The organism is Actinoplanes sp. G11-F43 (assembly GCF_050589265.1).
In the GTDB taxonomy this organism is placed as follows: Bacteria; Actinomycetota; Actinomycetes; order Mycobacteriales; family Micromonosporaceae; genus Actinoplanes.
Genome location: NZ_JBNZCE010000027.1, coordinates 133,144 through 148,831, shown reverse-complemented (window position 1 = coordinate 148,831; position 15,688 = coordinate 133,144). Strand labels below are relative to the sequence as shown.

The following is a 15,688-nucleotide window of genomic DNA, read 5'->3' as shown; positions in this document are numbered from 1 at the left end:
GGCCAGGGTTCTCCGGGGTCAGCGGCCACCGGATCGCAGGCCGGCGCCGAGCTCTACCACCGGTCCGGGGCGCGCCTCGGCGAGCAGGTCGGCGGGCTCGTCAGCCAGCGGGGTGCGCCAGATCGGGGCGTAGGGGCCGGCGTCGAGGACCTCGTCGAGGCGGGCGCAGCCCAGCCACAGGGTGTCCAGGTGCGCACGGATGTGCCGGTCGGCGTGGCAGAGCTCGGTGAGCACGTCGATGCGGTGCCCGGCGGCGGCCGGACTCTGGTCGGCGAAGACGATCAGCAGTTTGGGGAAGACCGGGTAGACGCGCGTCCAGGCGGGCCGCGGCGGGGCTGCGCCGGGCGCGAGCGCCGGCCCGGTGTAGGTGAGCAGCTCCGCGTACGTGCGGATCTTGTTGCGGAGCACCAGCGGGCTGTACTGGCCGCGGTCGATCTCGCAGAACCGGGTGAGCAGGGTGTCACCGGTGTCGTGGCGCAACCAGCACCGCACGACCAGGTCCGGCACGACGGTCTTGGCCCGGGGGGCGTGCCCGTAGCGGTGGCCGACCTCGTGGTCCCAGTCGAAGGGGCCGCAGTGGTGGCCGAGCCGGCGGGCGTGGCGGGCGAAGGCGATGCCCACGTCGTTGCCGAGCAGGGTGTGCCGCTGCAGGGCGTTCGCGGCCTTCTCTGCGGTCATGACGTGGCGGCGTTCGTGCACCAGGTGCTGCACCGCGGCGCGACCGGTGTCGGTGGCGTACCACACCAGCCGCGGCCGGGCCCGGCTGGTGTTGCGGTCGGAGACGTGCGCGAGCATCCCGATGTCGGCCAGGCGCCGGGTGACGGTCTGCATCCAGCGGGTCTTGCGGTGCGGGGCGAGCAGCGCCCGCAACTGCTCGGTGGTGAGCAGCCGGTGGTGCAGGCAGGCGGTCAGCACGTCGGTCTCCAGCTGCGACAATCTGCGGGCGACGGCGGGCTGCGCCGTGGTGGCGCTCACTGCTGCTGCACCGGTCGGGTGCGGCGCCCGGCGGGCAGGTTCAGCACCGTAGCCTCACCGCCGGCCGGTTGTTGCTGCGGCCGCGGTGCCGGGCGCGGCCGCCGGCCGGCGAGCAGGGCGGTGGCGATCCGTTCGTCGAGGGTGTCGAGGCCGGCCAGGGTCTCGGCGATCGGCGCGCGGCGCAGGTTGACGTCGACCGCCTTCTCGATCACGGCCGGTGCGGTCTCGTCGTACAGATCCGGATAGGTGTCGGAGACCTCGAAGCCGTACAGGAACATCGGCTCGGTGCTCTTGCCGTTGAGCCGGAACGACGCCAGGGCGGTGTACTTGTCCAGGCCGGTGATCTGGTCGGGCGGGAACTTGCTGCCCCATTCCCGGGCGATGACCCGGGCGCTGTCGGCGCTGGACGCGGTGGTGATCAGGTGGGAGCGGTTGGTCAGGAAGGCCTCGCGCAGGTAGTCGGGCAGCCGTTCGACCGACTGCGCGGCCGCGGCCACCCGCAGCCCGAACTTGCGGGTCTCCTCCAGCATCCGGGCCAGGTCCCGGGTGGCGTACTGCTGGATCTCGTCGGCGAACAGGAAGAACGGCCGGCGCCGGTCCGGCGGCAGGTCGCGGCGCGACAGGGCGGCACGCAGGACGTCGTAGAGCAGAAGCGCGGTGATCAGCTTGTCCTTGTCGCCGGAGCCGGAGGGGCACGCGAGCACGATCTGGCCGGCGTCCATCGCCGCGCGCACGTCGTAGGTGGAGTGCGGGCTGCCGAACAGCGCGGCGACCCGGTCGGAGGCGCGCAGCCGGTCCAGCATGTTGGTGACCGGGGTGATCGCCTCCGCGCTCAGCTTCGCGAACCGGGTCTCCCAGAAGCTGCGGGTGTGCTCGCCCAGGTACGGCAGCACGGCGGCGCGCCAGTCCTCGTCGGCCAGGATCGTGGTCATCTGGAAGATCGTGGGCTGCAGGTCCGAGGGCAGCCGCAGTCCGAGCTCGCACAGCGACTGGGCGGCCATCTGGGTCAGGGTCTGGGCCCGGTTGTTGACGTTGCCCCAGCCCATCGCGGAGGCGAACGAGGCGACCACCGCCGATACCCGCTCCTCGACCTCGGCGGGGCGCCGGCCGGCCATGTTGAGCGGGTTCCAGCCGGCCTGGGTGTCGCCGCCGGCGGACAGGTTCAGCTCCAGGACCCGGTCGGCGGCCGCGCCGAGGTAGGGCTTCATCCGCTCCAGGGCGTCGGCGTGCGGGTCCAGGTACATCAGGCCGACCGGCACCTCGACGTTGGCGATGTGCACCGCCTGCACGATCGCGCGTTCGCTCTTGCCGTACTCGGCCCGGCCCAGGTTCAGGCTGAACAGCGACTCCTTGGCGCGGGTGCCGACGGGTCGCCAGCCGCCGCCGGTGACCGGCGCGAAACCCTGCGGCAGCAGCCCGGGCGTCTTGGCGGGGCTGACGTAGAGCGGCATGTCCTCCGGTGCCGCCGGCAGTGCCGGGGTGCGGGCGACCGCGGTGCTGGCGCATTTGGCCGTCGGCGGTTTCAGCAGCCCGAGCAGCTCGGTGGTGCGCACCCGCCGGGTCCGGCGCGGCGCGAACAGGCCGGTGCGCGCCCGGTGGTCGAACCAGCCGCGCCGCCACCAGGAGTCCGCGCCGTCGAGCCAGCCGCGGCCCAGGTGCACCCCGCAGACGCGCCAGTAGTTCTCGCCGGCGAACTGCTCCCACGCGGCGAGCATCACCCGCAGGTGCCCACGGGCGCGTTCGGCCGACACCGACTCGACCCGGATGAGGACCTGGACCTGCCAGAGCGGATCGGTGGCGAACAGCTTGCCGCTCAGCGCCCGGGTCTGCACCCGCATCTCCTCGGCGACGATGCCGACCCGGCGCAGGCGGGTGGATCCTCCCCCCAGCATCCCGCTCTGCTTCTGCCGGGCTTCCGCGGCTTCGTCGCGGCCGCGTTGCTCGCGTTCGGCGTCGGCGACCGCGCGGCGCCGCCACAGCCGCTCCCGGGCGTGGGTGACCGCGGCCAGGTCGACGTGCACCACCACCCGGTCGCCGTCGTCGACCAGGGCCATGGCGCGGGCGAACGCGTCGAGCGGGTCCGGGTCCAGGCCGCGGTCCTTCAGCGGCAGCCGGTCGGTGCGCGCCAGGGTGAGCTCGGCGCGCAGCACGGTGCGCCGCCCGGGCCCGGGGGAGGATCCTCCGTCGCCGCTGTCGCCGCTGTCGCCGCCGGGCTCGTCGGGGTCGGGGTGGAAGCGCGGTGGGGCGCTGGTGGCCGGGCTCTCCCCCGGCGCCAGCGGTGCCACGCCGGGCCACAGGGCGGCGTGCAGCACCGGCCGGGCGTGGTCGGGCACCGACAGGCGGTAGCGCAGCAGGCCGTCGCCGTCGCCGGCCAGGGTGACCCGGACCGCGCTCGCCGAGCGCGGGAGCAGGCTCACGGCCCGACGTGCCCGAGCCAGCTGGGTAGCGGTCAGCAGAACTGGACCGGGAGCGGGGTCGAAGACTGAGTCCGGGATCAGTTCGTAGGTGACTCGGGTCTTCAAACCGAGATGCGCCAGCAGGGCGTAGACGCCGACCACGCCAAGAGCCAGGCCGGCCGCCGCGCCACTCCACGTCGCGACGGCAGTCACTGTCACGTGGCTGAACCACTCCTGCAGATGCGGCAGCACACTGTCGGGGGTGGGTAAAGATGTCGGCTTCGACAACAGGGTGTTGTCACCGGGGCTGGGCTGGGCAAACACTGCGCCCGCCGAGATCGTCAATGCGCAGTCTTGACGCACTCTAAACGCAGTCTTGACGCACGCGGCGCGGGACCGCAGCGGGTCTCGGCGGGGCGGCGGGATCCAGGGCACGACGGTGGCCTCCTCGCGACGACGCAGCACACGAAGCTCTCGACCCACCAAGCGCATCGTGGGCCTCGCGCCGTACAGAACCGGCCGTCCCGGCAACTGCCGGCCACCGCCGCCGGGCTGGGGGCAGCGGTGGCAACGGGGGTGTTGTCACGTCGTGAGCAGCGCCGATGCCCGGCTCAGGGGTCTGCCGGTTCCGGCTCGCGCGGGTGTAGCAAGGTGGTCCGGTGGATTTCATCGAAGACCTGCTGCACCGCCGCACCGACCTGTCGACGTTCCTGATCCACCTGACCCGCGACAGCCCGGAGAAGGGCGGGCCGACCGCCCGGGAGAATCTGCTGTCCATCCTGGACGAGGGCCTCATCGAGGCGCGTACCGCGTTCGGTCCCGCGGCGCATCTGGAGGACGAGTTGCGGCCCGTGGTGACGCAGAAGGTGGTCTGCTTCACCGAAACCCCGCTGGAGCACACCTGGATGATGCTCAAAGACATCAAGGGCCGCACGGTGCACTTCCAGCCCTACGGGCTCGCCATCACCAAGACGACGGCCCGCAAGGGCGGTTGCAACCCGGTCTGGTACTCCCACATGGCGCTCAAGAAGGGCCAGTGGAAGGACTTCGCCATCACGGCGATCAACGAGATGGTCAGGGCGGCCAAGGCCCGCGCGACCGGCGAGGACGGTGCCGTCGACTATGAGCAGCTGAGCGCGGAGCCGGTCTTCAAGTTGACGCCGTTCTTCGAGCAGATGGGCTACACGTCCAGCACCCGCAAGGAGTTCTGGTGGGAGCGCGAGTGGCGGCATATCGGCGACTACCACCTGCCCCAGCCGCGCCGGATCGTCGCGGTGCTGGCTCCCGCCGACGACCACGATCAGCTCCGCGAGGACCTGGCCGAGATCGACGAGCGGTGGAGCCGGCGGCCGCTGCTCGATCCCCGGTGGGGACTGGAGCGCATGATCGCGGCGATGGCGCAGATCAGTGACGAGCACATCGGCCCGTTCCCCGAACGCGACTGAAGCCCTGCCACGAGGCGGTACGTCCGGTCGGCGGGGCGCGGTGGCGTCCGGGCCGGTGGGTGCGTGATGACCTTCAGGGACGCATGGCTTCCGCCGGCACCGGACGTCCCGCCATGATGCTCATCGGCAGCTGCGGCGCCGGTGCTGAGCAGGTCCACGAGCGTCGGGCCGAGGCGCATCGTGCCGTGCGGTCCCGGCCGCGGCACCGGCCGTCACGGTGACCCCTGGTGGAATCCTCAGCCGGCCGGAGGCGGCGGGATCGCGCCGTCAAGCGGGCTGCGCCATCTCCCGGACGTGTCGTCGCGGCCGATGACCGTGGGGTGTCGGGACGCGAGCCACTCCTCGACGGTGCCCGGGTCGTCGCCGCAGGCGCGCTCGAGCTCGGCGAGGGTCGCGTACTGCCGGGAGGGCAGCCGGGGCTGGTCGGCACGGGGCAGCCGCGACACCTCGGAGATCTCGGGCAGGGCGAGACCCGGCTTGCGGGCGGCCTGCAGCAGCTGCGCGAGCAGAGCGCGGAGCTCGTTGTCGGGGCGCTGGCTCATGTCTCCTCCGGGGGTCACCGCTGGTCGATCACATCGAGGGCCAGGCCCGGGGCACGCGGTCCGCGCGCCCCTGGGCCGTCTACGCGTCGTCGTCGGGGCGGTGCTCGTAGCGCAGGTACCTGCCGGGCTTGAACTCCAGCTGCAGGTCGAAGTGGTGGCCGGGCACCCATTCACCTTCGCGCTCGCCGCGCACCGGCGGCACCCAGTCCTGGCCGATCTCGCCGTCGTACACGATCTGCTCGTCGCCGTTCTCGTCGCCGGGCTCGTCGGCGAGCCAGGCCAGCAGCGGCATGTCGTCGGGGTGTTCGGCGATCGCGGCGAGCAGGCCGGCGACCGTGACGGGCTCGACCCGGTGCTCGTACTCCTCGCCGCGGACTTTGTATCCCCTGCCGTTGCTGGTCAGCCGGTTGTAGGTGCCGGTCGGGTGGTCGAGCACCAGCACGAACCGCATCCGGCCGTTCTCGGCCACCACCGGCGAGGCGCTCAGGAAGGTGCCGCGCACGACCTGGGTGTCGCCGTCGAACTCGCCGCCGGGCTTCTCGGCGGTGAGGGCCATGACCGGCATGTCCCCCGGCACGGGCTGCAGCGCCCGCCGCAGATCCCCGACGGTCCAGGCCGTGACGGTGTGCTCGAACTCGATCTCGATCTCGTGGCGGCCGACCGGTCCCCGGCCGACCTCTCGCTGGGTGGGCCGCGCCGCCGGTGCCCGGCCGGCCCGGCGCGCGGCCGTGGCCAGGTCGGCCAGTCCGGGCCAGCGGCTGCGGGCGCCCTGGCGGGTGATACCGGCCGCTGTGCCGAGCTCGGTGTAGGAGGCACCGGCCTTCGCGGCGGCGGTGGCCTCGGTCTTGGCCCATTCCTCGGCGAAACCCGCGGCGGCCATCGCGATGGCGACCTCGGCCACGTGGGCGCGTCTGGCCTCGGACGTGGTCCCGCGGCGTAGGGCGGCCACGGCGTCGCGGTCGGCTACCTCCAGCACGCTCACCGCGACCGTGCCGAAGACCTCGATCATCTGCGCCCGCAGTGCCGCGTGCTGCTCCGGTGTGAGCACTCCACCCTCCTTGACAAGACTTGTTGTCACCATGCCGCCTGACAACAAGTCTTGTCAACTTAGAGGGCGGCGCCGACGGAGATCATGAAGGCGACCGGGTCGGTGGCGGTGGCGCTCGTCTGGTCGCCGCGGTGGACTTCGAAGTGCAGGTGCGGGCCGGAGGAGCGGCCGCTGGAGCCGCTGAAGCCGATCTGCTGCCCCGCGGTGACGTGCTGCCCGGCGGTGACGAGGGGCCGGCGGATCTGGTGGCAGTAGCGGGTGTAGATGTCGCCGGCGTGCCTGATGTCGACGTACCAGCCGCACCCCCTGAGCCCGGGGTTGCCGTCGCGGTCACAGCCCCAGTCGGCCGGGCTGACGTTGCATTTGACGCGGGCGACGACCCCGGCGGAGGCGGCGTAGATCGGGGTGTTGGACGCGACCATGATGTCGACGCCGTGGTGGCTGGGCCGTTCTGCGGTGCGGAAGCCGCTGCCGACCGATCCGGTGGTCAGGGGCCTGGTCCAGCCGGAGGCGGCGATCTCACCGGACCCGGCGCAGTGCTGGTCGACGGCGGCGCCGGCGGCGTTGCCGGCGCCGTCGGCGAGCGCGTTGACGATCGCGGTCGCCTGGGGTTCGTGCTTGGCGTAGGCGTCCGGGTAGGCGCTGATCTGCACGGCCTGGGCGGCCCGGGTCAGGGCCATGGTGGCCCAGCCGTCGACGGTGAGCAGTTTGTCGTAGAACTTCCCGGCGGCGTAGGCCGGGTCGAGCAGCTGCGCGGGCGTGCCCCATCCCTGGCTGGGGCGCTGCTGGAACAGCCCGAGGGAGTCATGGTCGTTGTCGTCGCCGAGGTGGCCGAGGTTGCGTAGCCCGGACTCCTGCAGGGCGGTGGCGATCGCGATGACCCAGCCGCGGGCGGGGACGTTCTTACGCTGTCCCACGGCGATGATCACGGCGGCGTTGCGGCGTTGCTCGTCGGTGAGTTCGCCGACGGCGGGCAGGGGTTCGTCGGGGTCGACGGTGACGTCCCCGCCACAGTCGGCGGCCGCGGCGCTGGTGAGCATGTCGCCGCCGCCGAGCACGGCGGTGCCGCCGCAGCACAGCAGAATCAGAAGCACGGTGCCGGCGGCGATTTTGCCGATCATCGGGCGGGCTCCCAGTCGAGGGTGTCGACCTTCCAGCCGCCGCCGGTCTGCTCGATCAGCGTCAGGCGCAGGGTGCCGGCGTCGGTGGGGATGCTGGCGTCGGCGCCGCCGAGGGTGGCGGTGAGCGTGGGTGCTGCGGTGACGGTGTCGGCGGGCACGACGGCCGGGTCGATGCCGGGCAGGGCCCCGGCGAGGGTGGGGGTGGCCAGCGCGGTGAGCCGGGTGGCCCAGGTGGTGGCGTCGGAGCCGGTGTGCCGGGTCCAGGCCCGGGCGAAGCGGTCCGCGACGGCGGCGGCGCCGGCGATGTCGGCGTGCGGGTCCGGGGCGTAGAGGGAGTCGTCGTCGATGTAGTCCGCGTCGCTGGCGGTGGGGCTGACGGCCGCCGCGCCCGCGCCCGGGTCCGCGGCGGTGGCGGTGGCGGTGGCGGTGGCGGCCGGGGCGGTGAGGGCCGGGGTGGTGGCGGCCGGGGCGGTGTTGATGCGCAGCAGGAGAAGGACGGCGGCGGTGAGCGCGGCGAGCAGCGCGAGCAGCCGCCGGGGGTTCACCCGCGGGTGGTCAGCGGTCACGGTTCTGGCCCCTGCCGCCGGAGGAGGTACGCGTCGTCGTCCGGAGCCGACCGCCGCACATCAGCGCGGCCGCCGCGGTGGGGAAGTGGCGGTCGAGTGGTCATGCCATTCCGGTCCCGCCGCAGGTGGGACATTCGATGTCCTGGAAGTCGCCGATCGCGTCGACGTAGACCTGCAGGGTTCCGGTGCCGGTGCAGGACGGGCATCCGCCGCGGCCGGCGCCCTGGCGGACGCCCTGGGCGAACGTGCGGCCGGCGGTGATCGGGTGCCGGACGGTGGCCTGGACGTCGTGCCAGACCGCGCGCATGCTCCAGGCCTGGCCGCCGACCCCGCCCATCCCGGAGCCGCCGATGCGGGCGCGGTCGAGGCGGCGGGTGGTGTGGCGCACGTGGGTGCGGGCGTTGTGGCTGATCCGGCGGTGCACGGCGAGCAGGATGAGCGCGATGACGTCGACCATCAGCAGGCGCAGCAGGAACCCGCCACCCTCCACTTTGATCATGGCCCCGGTGGTGACCAGGAAGAAGCTCAGGGAGCCGAAGCCGACGATGATGACGGCGACCACCGTGGTGGTCGCCCCGACCCACACCCACAGCGCGCGGCGTCCGGGCCCACCGGTCAGCGAGACCGGCAGCGCGATGACGAGCAGGGCGGCCAGGAACGCCAGGGCGACCTGGCCGCCGAGGACCGGGATGACCACGCCGACGACGACGTAGATCAGCAGGATGAGTGCGCCGATGGTGACCAGCAGGGTGCCGATGATGCGTGACCCGGTGTCCTGGCGCAGGTGTTCGGCCAGGCGCGGATCGCAGTCCTTCATCGGCAGGTACATCGGGCTTTCCTCACGCCCGGTCTTGAGGATCTTGTTGTAGGTGTCGAGGCAGGGGTGCGCGCCGTCGCCGGTGTCGTCGAAGACGACGCCGTAGGCCAGCTGCTGGTGGGGCTGGCGGACGAAGACGTCGACGATCGCCTCCTCGAACGGGTCAATGACGTTGTTCGGGGTCAGCCGGCCGGTGTTGGTCGCCGGGTCGGTGTCGTCCAGCGGCAGGGCGGCCAGGGTGATGCCGATGTCGCGGGTGGTGCCGAGCAGGCCTTCGTCGCCGAGGACGGTGTCGGCGGGTGCGGCCAGGACCACGCCGCTGATCCCGGCGAGGGCGAAGGAGATCAGGATCTCGCCGGCGCCTTTGCCGACGCGGCCGCGCAGGGCGGCGAACCCGAACCAGAACACGCAGATCATCAGTGCCATGTGGACGATGCCGAACCGGTCGACGACCTGGGTCTGGTACTCGTCGGCGACGTGCGCGGCGGGGCCGAGCAGCGCGTCGGCGACGCCGAAGGTGATGCTGGCGTTGAGCAGCCAGCACGCCGCCCGGACGATCATCTTGTCGAGGCTGAGCACCCAGTCGGCGATCATCGTGCCGAGTCGGACGTCGCTGTTGGTGAGACCGTCGACGGTCCCGTAGGCGGCGTCGAAGTAGTAGGCGTCGAGCAGGTTGCCTTCGCGGTCCTGCACGATGTTGTTGGCGTCACCGAACAGGGTGCTGGGCTGGGTGTAGGCGTTGAGCTTCTCGCAGTCCATGACCGGGCTGTCGGGCGGCAGGATGTCGATCAGGGGCGGGTCGTACGGCTTGCCGGAGCCGACGTAGCACTTGTCACCGGGGTCGGCGGCCGCGGGCACGGTCGGCAGCCAGGCGATCAGTGCCACGGCCAGCAGCACCAGCAGCCGGGCCCCGGTGCGCCGGTGCTGCCGCGGGCGCGGGGTCATGGCCGGCCTGCCGTGGCGTCGGGGGTGGTGCGGATCGCGGCCTGCAGCCGGTCGACCGGGGGGATCAGGACCCGCAGCCGCCCGATCCGCTGGTGGATCTTGGCGAGGAACTCGCCTTCGCGGCCGGGCTGCACGATCGAGTCGCCGGTGGCGGGGTCGATGTGCGACAGCGGCGACAGGTCGTCGGTGATGGTGCGCAGCAGCCGGGCCCGCACGTCGCGGTCGGTGACGCCGAGCGCGTCGACGTAGCGCTCGGCCAGGCGCCGGTTGCGCTGGCGGCCGATGAAGGTGGCCGACAGCAGACCGAGCAGGGTGTCGTCGCCGGTGTCGTCGGGGTCGTGGCCGGCGAGCAGGATCCCGGCGTGGTTCTTGCGGCCGTCGCGGATGAGCTCGAGGACGGTGTCGTAGCCGGGTGAGCCCTCGCCTTCGCGGGTCAGCCAGTAGCACTCGTCGGCGTGGACCAGCACGAACCGGCGGTCGCCGAACGCCACCGTCTTGGCGATCAGTGCGGAGAGGGTGAGCACGGCGCGGCCGAACAGGGCGGCGAACGGCAGCTTCGCCGCGTGCAGGTCGGAGCGCAGTTCGTGGCGTTTCGGCAGGGCCATCTGGTGGGTGGCGAACACGATGTGGTCGGCGGACAGGTCCAGCGGCGGCAACCGCTCGTCGAAGATCACCGCGCAGACCGGTCGGCGGGCGGCCGCCGACAGCTGCCGGGCCAGCATCCCGGCGGCGGTGTTGCCGCGGTCGGCGTCGGCGGCCAGGACGTCGATGACGGCGTTCATGCTGCGGCCGGGCTGGTCGGCGACGGCGGTCAGGGCCTCGGCCAGCACGGTGCCGGTCTCGCTGGTGGCTTCGACGCCGAGCAGCTGGGCGATGAACGTCTCCGCCGCGGTGAGCCCGTCCAGGCCGGGCAGCACCCGCAGCGGGTCGAGGCTGAAGGCACCGGGCCGGGCCAGGTCGACGACCTGCACCGACCGCTCGCCGAAGACCGCGCGCAGGAACACCGACTGTTCCTGGGAGCGGGTGCGGTCCCAGCCGATGGTGCGGCCGCCGCCGGCGCCGACGTCGGCGAGGATCTTCTTCAGCGTGACGGACTTGCCGGCGCCGAGCTCGGCGAACAGCCCGAGGCTGGCGGAGATGTCGCGCTGGGTCCAGCCGGCGATGTTGAGCTGCACCGGCTCGGCCAGGCCGGTGTCGGCGGTCAGGCCGAGAACCTGCCCGGTGCGGTCGCCGAGCCGGGCACCGACCAGCGGCATCGCCTTGGCCAGGTCGTCGGCGAGCAGGAACTGCCGGTAGTCGTCGACGACCCGCGGGGACACGACGCCGGGCAGCATCGCCGCGTAGCAACCGATCTGGTCACCGGTCGGCCGGACCGCGATCATCTCGTCGGAGAAGGTCAGCCGCAGCGCCTCGGCCCGTTCCTCGCACTCGCCGCGGGTGGCGCCCCACACACCCAGAAACACCGTCATCTGGTACTCGACCTCGGCCTGGTTGGCGTCCAGGCCGGCCTGTTCCTCGGCGAGCTGCCGCTGGCCGGTCAGCACCCAGTCCGGCACGTCCTCGGTCAGGCCCGGGTCCTCGTTCTCGCCCGGCGTGTACTCGCCGAGCTGGTCGGCCAGTTGCCGCCGTTTGCGGCCGACCCGGGTCTTGGCCTCAGGCCCGGGCAGCACGGTGGCCCGGATCGCCCAGTCCACCGGGAACGGCACGTCCTCGTGCAGGCCGGCCAGCCACTCCCCGCCGGGGAACAGCCACTCGGCGGGCAGGTCCGACAGGGTCAGGAACGCCTGGTGACTGACGCCGGCGTCCGGGGTGGTGACCCGCAGGTAGCGGTGGCTGAACGGGTTACCGCCGGTGGCCGGGCCCCCGTCCCGCAGCCACCGCAGCCCGGCGTCGACCAGCGACCGGCCCCCGCCGGGGGCGGTGGTGGTCTGGGCCGTGGTGGCGGCGCGGCCGCCTTCGTCGAGGTGGACCTCGCCGAGGGCGGCGTAGCTGGCGGTGCGCAGCCGTCCGCCGCGCCACACCGTCTCGCGGCGCTGCCGGTGGGCTGCGGCCAGTGGCGGTTCGCCGGCGGTGCCGCGCCGCGGTGCCCGCCGGTGGATCCACAGCACCTCCTCCGGGCGGGCCGGGGTCAGCCCGGCGATCGCGCGGGTGACCCGGGTGGCCTGCGCGGCGCGGGCCCGGACCTCGGCCAGGCTCGGCGCCGCCGGCGCGAGCCCGAACGAGCGGGCCAGCTGGGAGGCGGCACCGGACAGCGCCCCGAACGCGGCCGCCGCGGTGTTGGCGGCCGGCAGCGGCAGCGCCAGCCAGTAGCTGCGCTCACGCAGGTCGCTGCCGGCCAGCAGCGTGCGGTAGGCGGCGGCGAGCTCGGCGTAGACCGGGTGCCGGGCGGCGTCGATGCCGGCCAGGCTGCGCTGCACCGTGTCGTCGGCGCCGATGCGTCCGCACAGGCTCAGCAGCAGCGGCTCGCCGCGCAGCGCCCGCAGCAGGGCCGCCGCGGACCGGCCGTAGGAGATCTGGTCCTCGCCGGTGGCGTACCGGTACGGGACCGGGTCCAGGCGCCACAGCGCCCAGACCGTGCCGTCGTGGGTCCAGGCCAGGTTGCCGACGATGGCCCGCAGCGGTTCAGCCGGCAGGTTCGCGGACAGCATCAGCGGCCTCCGGTCCTGGCCGTGGCGAGCAGCTCGGCCAGCCCGACGGTGCGCGGCCGCGGTGCCGCCGGCGTCACCGCGGCGGCAAGAACGCGCGCGGGCTCGAGCTGCGCGGCGGGCAGCTCGGCGACGACGCAGCCGCGGCCGGACATGGTGACCGGGGCCGGGGTGCGGTACGACTGGCCGCGCAGGTAGCCGGCGCGCGGCTGCAGCAGGTAGGTGGCCGCGGCGAGCAGGGTCCGCACCGGGTCGCGGCCCTCGATCCGGGTCCGGCGGGCCGCGTAGGTCAGCGCCGCCGGCAGGCCGACGCCGATGAGCAGGTTCCCCGGGCCGAAGTGCGCCCACAGCATGCGGGTCTTGACCAGCAGGTAGATGCTGCCGACCAGCAGCGCCAGCTGGGTCAGCGTGTAGGGCCCCAGCGGCAGCGTCCACCGCGAGCCCGGCCATTTACGGATCAGGTACGGCTGCCGGCGCCCGGCGGTGTACGACCGGCCGACCGATCGATGGTCGGTGCCGGCCATCAGATGGCCCCGCCGTCGACGGCGGCCGGGTGGGTGCCCAGCACCCGCTGGGTCGCGAACTCGCTTTCGAACATGTCGCCGAACACGTCGACGTTGGTCAGCAGCATGTAGACGAACGCGGCGCCGATCGCGAAGACGACGAGTTTGCGGATGCCGCCGCGGGTCACGATGAGCAGCCAGACCCCGAAACCGACGACCAGGGTGAGGAAGAAGAACGGCAGCTGCTCGTCGGCCCAGTTGAACAGGCTGTCGATCCGGTTGGTGATGTCGCCGGCCAGCACGACGCTCGGTTCCACGACGAAGGGCTCCTTTCTAGCGGGTGGACCCCGACGCGGCCGGCGCCGGGGCGGGGCCGGACGAGGTGCCCGGCCGGTCCGACGGCCGGCTGCTGCCGGTCCGGGTACTGGTGTCGGCGCTCGGCAGGACGGGCGCCGCGTCGATCGCGGTGATCTCCCAGCGGCCGCCGCGGACCGCCATCGACAGCGGGTAGGTCAGCCGCCACTCCCCCGGCTGCTCGCCAACGGTGGCGGCGACGGTGGCCAGCAGCCGGGCCTGGGTGCCGTCGGCGGGCACCTGCCCGCCCCGCAGCTGCTCACCGCCGGCGGCGGCCAGCCGCTCGAGGCGCACCTGCGTGTACGGGGCCGGGGTGACCGCGGCCAGGCTCACGCCCGGCGCCAGATAGCGCTCGATCTCCGGGCCGCCGGCGAGCAGGGCGGTGAAGAACCGGCTCAGGGTGTCGGCGAGCGGCTGCCCGCTGGTCGACAGGGTCCGGTCGTAGGCGAGTTCCTGCCGCTCGGCCGGGGCCAGACCGGCGACCTGCGCCGGCAGGGCCGGCGCCGACCAGCCGGCACACGTACCGTCCGCCGTCGTGGTGGCCGGGCGGCGGGTGAGCGTGACAGCGAAGAACTGAATACCGACCGCGGTGCTGCCGCCGTTCTTGGCGGTGGCGGCGACGTCGGCGCCGACCACGTACGACCAGGTCGCCGGTTGCGGGCCGGGCTGGACACTGACGGTGTAGGTGCGGGTCGCGGTGCGCTGCCGCTGCGGCAGCCGCGGCTGCTCGGCGCCGAGCAGGGTGGCCAGCACGGGGGCGTCACCGGTCAGCCAGGCGGCGACCAGTAGCTCGGCACAGCCACCCGGCGGCTGCTGCGCCGGGGCGGCCGACGCCGGGATCGCCGACGGCGCGGGGCCGCGGCTGCCGCCGGGCCGGGCAACGCCGAACAGCCCGAGCCCGACCGCGCCGATCAGCAGCGTCCACAGCAGCGCGTACAGGCCACGGCCGGTCATCGCCTGCTGGCGGCTGGACCCGCGCAGCCCGTCCGGAGCCGGCCAGTCGTCAAGGGATTCGGCGGCCGCCGGCGGCTGCGGGGTGACCGCCTGCGGGGTGGCGACGAAGGACGGCACCGAGGCCGTGTTGCGGCGGCGCATCACGCGGCCGCCAGCCGCGGCCGGACCTGGCGCATCGCCTCGAGCAGCACCGCCATGTCGACCTCGGCGAGGTCGTCGAGCAGTCCGAGCGCGTGCAGGGCCGGGCCGTGCAGGAACACGTCGAGCCGCTCCAGCAGCGTGCGGTCCAGGGCCCGCCGGGAGGCGAGCAGTTCGTCGAGTAACGCCCGCAGTTGCTCCTCGGTCCCGGCGACCCGGGCCAGCCGCACCGCGACCTCGTGCACCTCCACCACCACAGCGCCCCTCCTCGTGCCGGTTGCCCTACCGCCACCAAGCGCATCGAGGGGCCTGGCGCGTACAACCCGCAGCTCAGGCGACGTGCGCCAGGGCGGTTCGCAATCGCTGCTCGGCCTGGCTGCGCAGCGCGAACAGGCCGGTCGCGGAGCGCCCGAACCGGCCGGTCAGCGACCGGACCGGTGCCTCGTCGACGCGGTGGGCGGCCAGCAGCAGCGCCTCCTCGCCCGACAGGACCCCGGTGCGGCGCGCCCACAGGAACAGGTCGATCACCTCGACCCGTTCGCCGGCCTCGTGTTCGGCGCGCGGATCCGGTTCGTTCTCGTCGACCGGCAGCAGCCCCACCGGCACGCTGCCCTGGTCGCGGCGGGCCGCCCGGCTCAGCCGCTGCTGGCAGTCCAGCAGCAGGTTCGCCGCGATCCGCTTCGGCCGGCGCCGCCACGGGTAGGTGCGGATCAGCGTGGACAGTTCGGTCAGCACGTCGGCCTCGGCTTCCACCGGGTCTCCGGTGACCGCGGTGATGCGCCGGATGAGCCGGACGGCGCCGGCCAGCATCAGCTGCAGCAGCACCCGCGCGGCCAGCTCGTCGTCGCCGCCGTCGCGGGCGGCGAGCCGCGCCAGGGCGGCGAGGATCTCATCGGAGCGGTCCTTGTCGAGGCGGTCCTCGGTGGCCGTCCGCACCGCCTGCAGGTCGGTGAAGGGGGCGAGGGCCGGTTCCGTGGCCGCCCACCGGGTGAGCGCCGCACCCGCCGTTCTCGACACGACCAAGGCCTGCCATTCGGCTTCCATCCGCCGTAGCAGTCCCATCCCCTGTCGGCTCATGGCCGTCCTCCCCGCTCGTTTTGTGGTGCGAGCAGGAGCCTGCTGAGCAGGTGTTATCGGGGGTGTGGGCGTTGCCATTGGCGGGACCGCTGCCCCGTGCTGCCACCCGCGGACCAGCCCGGCCGGTCCGGACCGGCGAATCAGCCGGCGACGGCACGGACC

Annotated in this window: 14 protein-coding genes; 1 reads left to right on the top strand and 13 read right to left on the bottom strand. The window is 73.5% G+C overall.

The genetic code is table 11. From position 1 onward, the window contains the following. Positions 1-18: 18 nt before the first annotated feature. The gene (locus tag ACQ0O7_RS30905) at positions 19-975 is read right to left on the bottom strand and encodes a replication-relaxation family protein (protein ID WP_430787144.1); all 957 of its coding nucleotides are present in this window, start codon (positions 973-975) and stop codon (positions 19-21) included. Continuing rightward, positions 972-3,590 carry a hypothetical protein gene (locus tag ACQ0O7_RS30900; protein ID WP_430787141.1) on the bottom strand — a complete coding sequence of 873 codons (2,619 nt, stop codon included), beginning with the start codon at positions 3,588-3,590 and terminating at the stop codon, positions 972-974. Before ACQ0O7_RS30900 ends, ACQ0O7_RS30905 begins: the two co-directional genes overlap by 4 nt. A gap of 440 nt (positions 3,591-4,030) precedes the next feature. On the opposite strand from ACQ0O7_RS30900, the gene ACQ0O7_RS30895 reads away from it, so the two are divergent. Then, the gene (locus ACQ0O7_RS30895) at positions 4,031-4,816 is read left to right on the top strand and encodes an abortive infection system antitoxin AbiGi family protein (RefSeq protein WP_430787139.1); all 786 of its coding nucleotides are present in this window, start codon (positions 4,031-4,033) and stop codon (positions 4,814-4,816) included. Positions 4,817-5,052: 236 nt separating this feature from the next. Here ACQ0O7_RS30895 and ACQ0O7_RS30890 read toward each other — a convergent pair whose 3' ends face one another. The 11 genes from ACQ0O7_RS30890 to ACQ0O7_RS30840 form a co-directional block, all read right to left on the bottom strand. Then, positions 5,053-5,358 carry a hypothetical protein gene (locus ACQ0O7_RS30890; RefSeq protein WP_430787137.1) on the bottom strand — a complete coding sequence of 102 codons (306 nt, stop codon included), beginning with the start codon at positions 5,356-5,358 and terminating at the stop codon, positions 5,053-5,055. A 79-nt stretch (positions 5,359-5,437) separates the two neighbouring features. Next, positions 5,438-6,406 (bottom strand): DUF6225 family protein, encoded by a 969-nt coding sequence (locus ACQ0O7_RS30885; protein ID WP_430787135.1) that lies wholly within the window; start codon positions 6,404-6,406, stop codon positions 5,438-5,440. A 59-nt stretch (positions 6,407-6,465) separates the two neighbouring features. Beyond that, positions 6,466-7,527, bottom strand: a complete 1,062-nt coding sequence (locus ACQ0O7_RS30880; RefSeq protein WP_430787133.1) for a M23 family metallopeptidase — start codon at positions 7,525-7,527, stop codon at positions 6,466-6,468. Continuing rightward, positions 7,524-8,093 carry a hypothetical protein gene (locus tag ACQ0O7_RS30875; RefSeq protein ID WP_430787131.1) on the bottom strand — a complete coding sequence of 190 codons (570 nt, stop codon included), beginning with the start codon at positions 8,091-8,093 and terminating at the stop codon, positions 7,524-7,526. The genes ACQ0O7_RS30880 and ACQ0O7_RS30875 overlap by 4 nt, the downstream gene beginning before the upstream one ends. Positions 8,094-8,193: 100 nt before the next feature. Continuing rightward, on the bottom strand, positions 8,194-9,855 hold the full coding sequence (locus ACQ0O7_RS30870) for a hypothetical protein (RefSeq protein ID WP_430787129.1): 1,662 nt from the start codon (positions 9,853-9,855) through the stop codon (positions 8,194-8,196). Then, entirely contained in the window at positions 9,852-12,503 is a 2,652-nt protein-coding gene (locus ACQ0O7_RS30865) for an ATP-binding protein (protein ID WP_430787127.1), read from the bottom strand. Before ACQ0O7_RS30865 ends, ACQ0O7_RS30870 begins: the two co-directional genes overlap by 4 nt. Then, positions 12,503-13,024 (bottom strand): hypothetical protein, encoded by a 522-nt coding sequence (locus ACQ0O7_RS30860; RefSeq protein ID WP_430787125.1) that lies wholly within the window; start codon positions 13,022-13,024, stop codon positions 12,503-12,505. Before ACQ0O7_RS30860 ends, ACQ0O7_RS30865 begins: the two co-directional genes overlap by 1 nt. After that, entirely contained in the window at positions 13,024-13,320 is a 297-nt protein-coding gene (locus tag ACQ0O7_RS30855; protein ID WP_430787123.1) for a hypothetical protein, read from the bottom strand. Before ACQ0O7_RS30855 ends, ACQ0O7_RS30860 begins: the two co-directional genes overlap by 1 nt. Before the next feature lie 16 nt (positions 13,321-13,336). Continuing rightward, entirely contained in the window at positions 13,337-14,452 is a 1,116-nt protein-coding gene (locus tag ACQ0O7_RS30850; protein ID WP_430787121.1) for a hypothetical protein, read from the bottom strand. Further along, on the bottom strand, positions 14,452-14,706 hold the full coding sequence (locus tag ACQ0O7_RS30845) for a hypothetical protein (RefSeq protein ID WP_430787119.1): 255 nt from the start codon (positions 14,704-14,706) through the stop codon (positions 14,452-14,454). Before ACQ0O7_RS30845 ends, ACQ0O7_RS30850 begins: the two co-directional genes overlap by 1 nt. 73 nt (positions 14,707-14,779) lie before the next feature. Next, positions 14,780-15,526, bottom strand: coding sequence for a hypothetical protein (locus ACQ0O7_RS30840; protein ID WP_430787117.1), 747 nt, complete (start codon positions 15,524-15,526; stop codon positions 14,780-14,782). Positions 15,527-15,688: the final 162 nt, after the last annotated feature.

What these genes read in the sequence shown, in the direction of transcription:
- ACQ0O7_RS30865 (WP_430787127.1), bottom strand. Translation starts at nt 12,503, where the DNA reads ATGCTGTCCGCGAACCTGCCGGCTGAACCGCTGCGGGCCATCGTCGGC.
- ACQ0O7_RS30880 (WP_430787133.1), bottom strand. Translation starts at nt 7,527, where the DNA reads ATGATCGGCAAAATCGCCGCCGGCACCGTGCTTCTGATTCTGCTGTGC.
- ACQ0O7_RS30890 (WP_430787137.1), bottom strand. Translation starts at nt 5,358, where the DNA reads ATGAGCCAGCGCCCCGACAACGAGCTCCGCGCTCTGCTCGCGCAGCTG.
- ACQ0O7_RS30870 (WP_430787129.1), bottom strand. Translation starts at nt 9,855, where the DNA reads ATGACCCCGCGCCCGCGGCAGCACCGGCGCACCGGGGCCCGGCTGCTG.
- ACQ0O7_RS30860 (WP_430787125.1), bottom strand. Translation starts at nt 13,024, where the DNA reads ATGGCCGGCACCGACCATCGATCGGTCGGCCGGTCGTACACCGCCGGG.
- ACQ0O7_RS30850 (WP_430787121.1), bottom strand. Translation starts at nt 14,452, where the DNA reads ATGCGCCGCCGCAACACGGCCTCGGTGCCGTCCTTCGTCGCCACCCCG.
- ACQ0O7_RS30840 (WP_430787117.1), bottom strand. Translation starts at nt 15,526, where the DNA reads ATGAGCCGACAGGGGATGGGACTGCTACGGCGGATGGAAGCCGAATGG.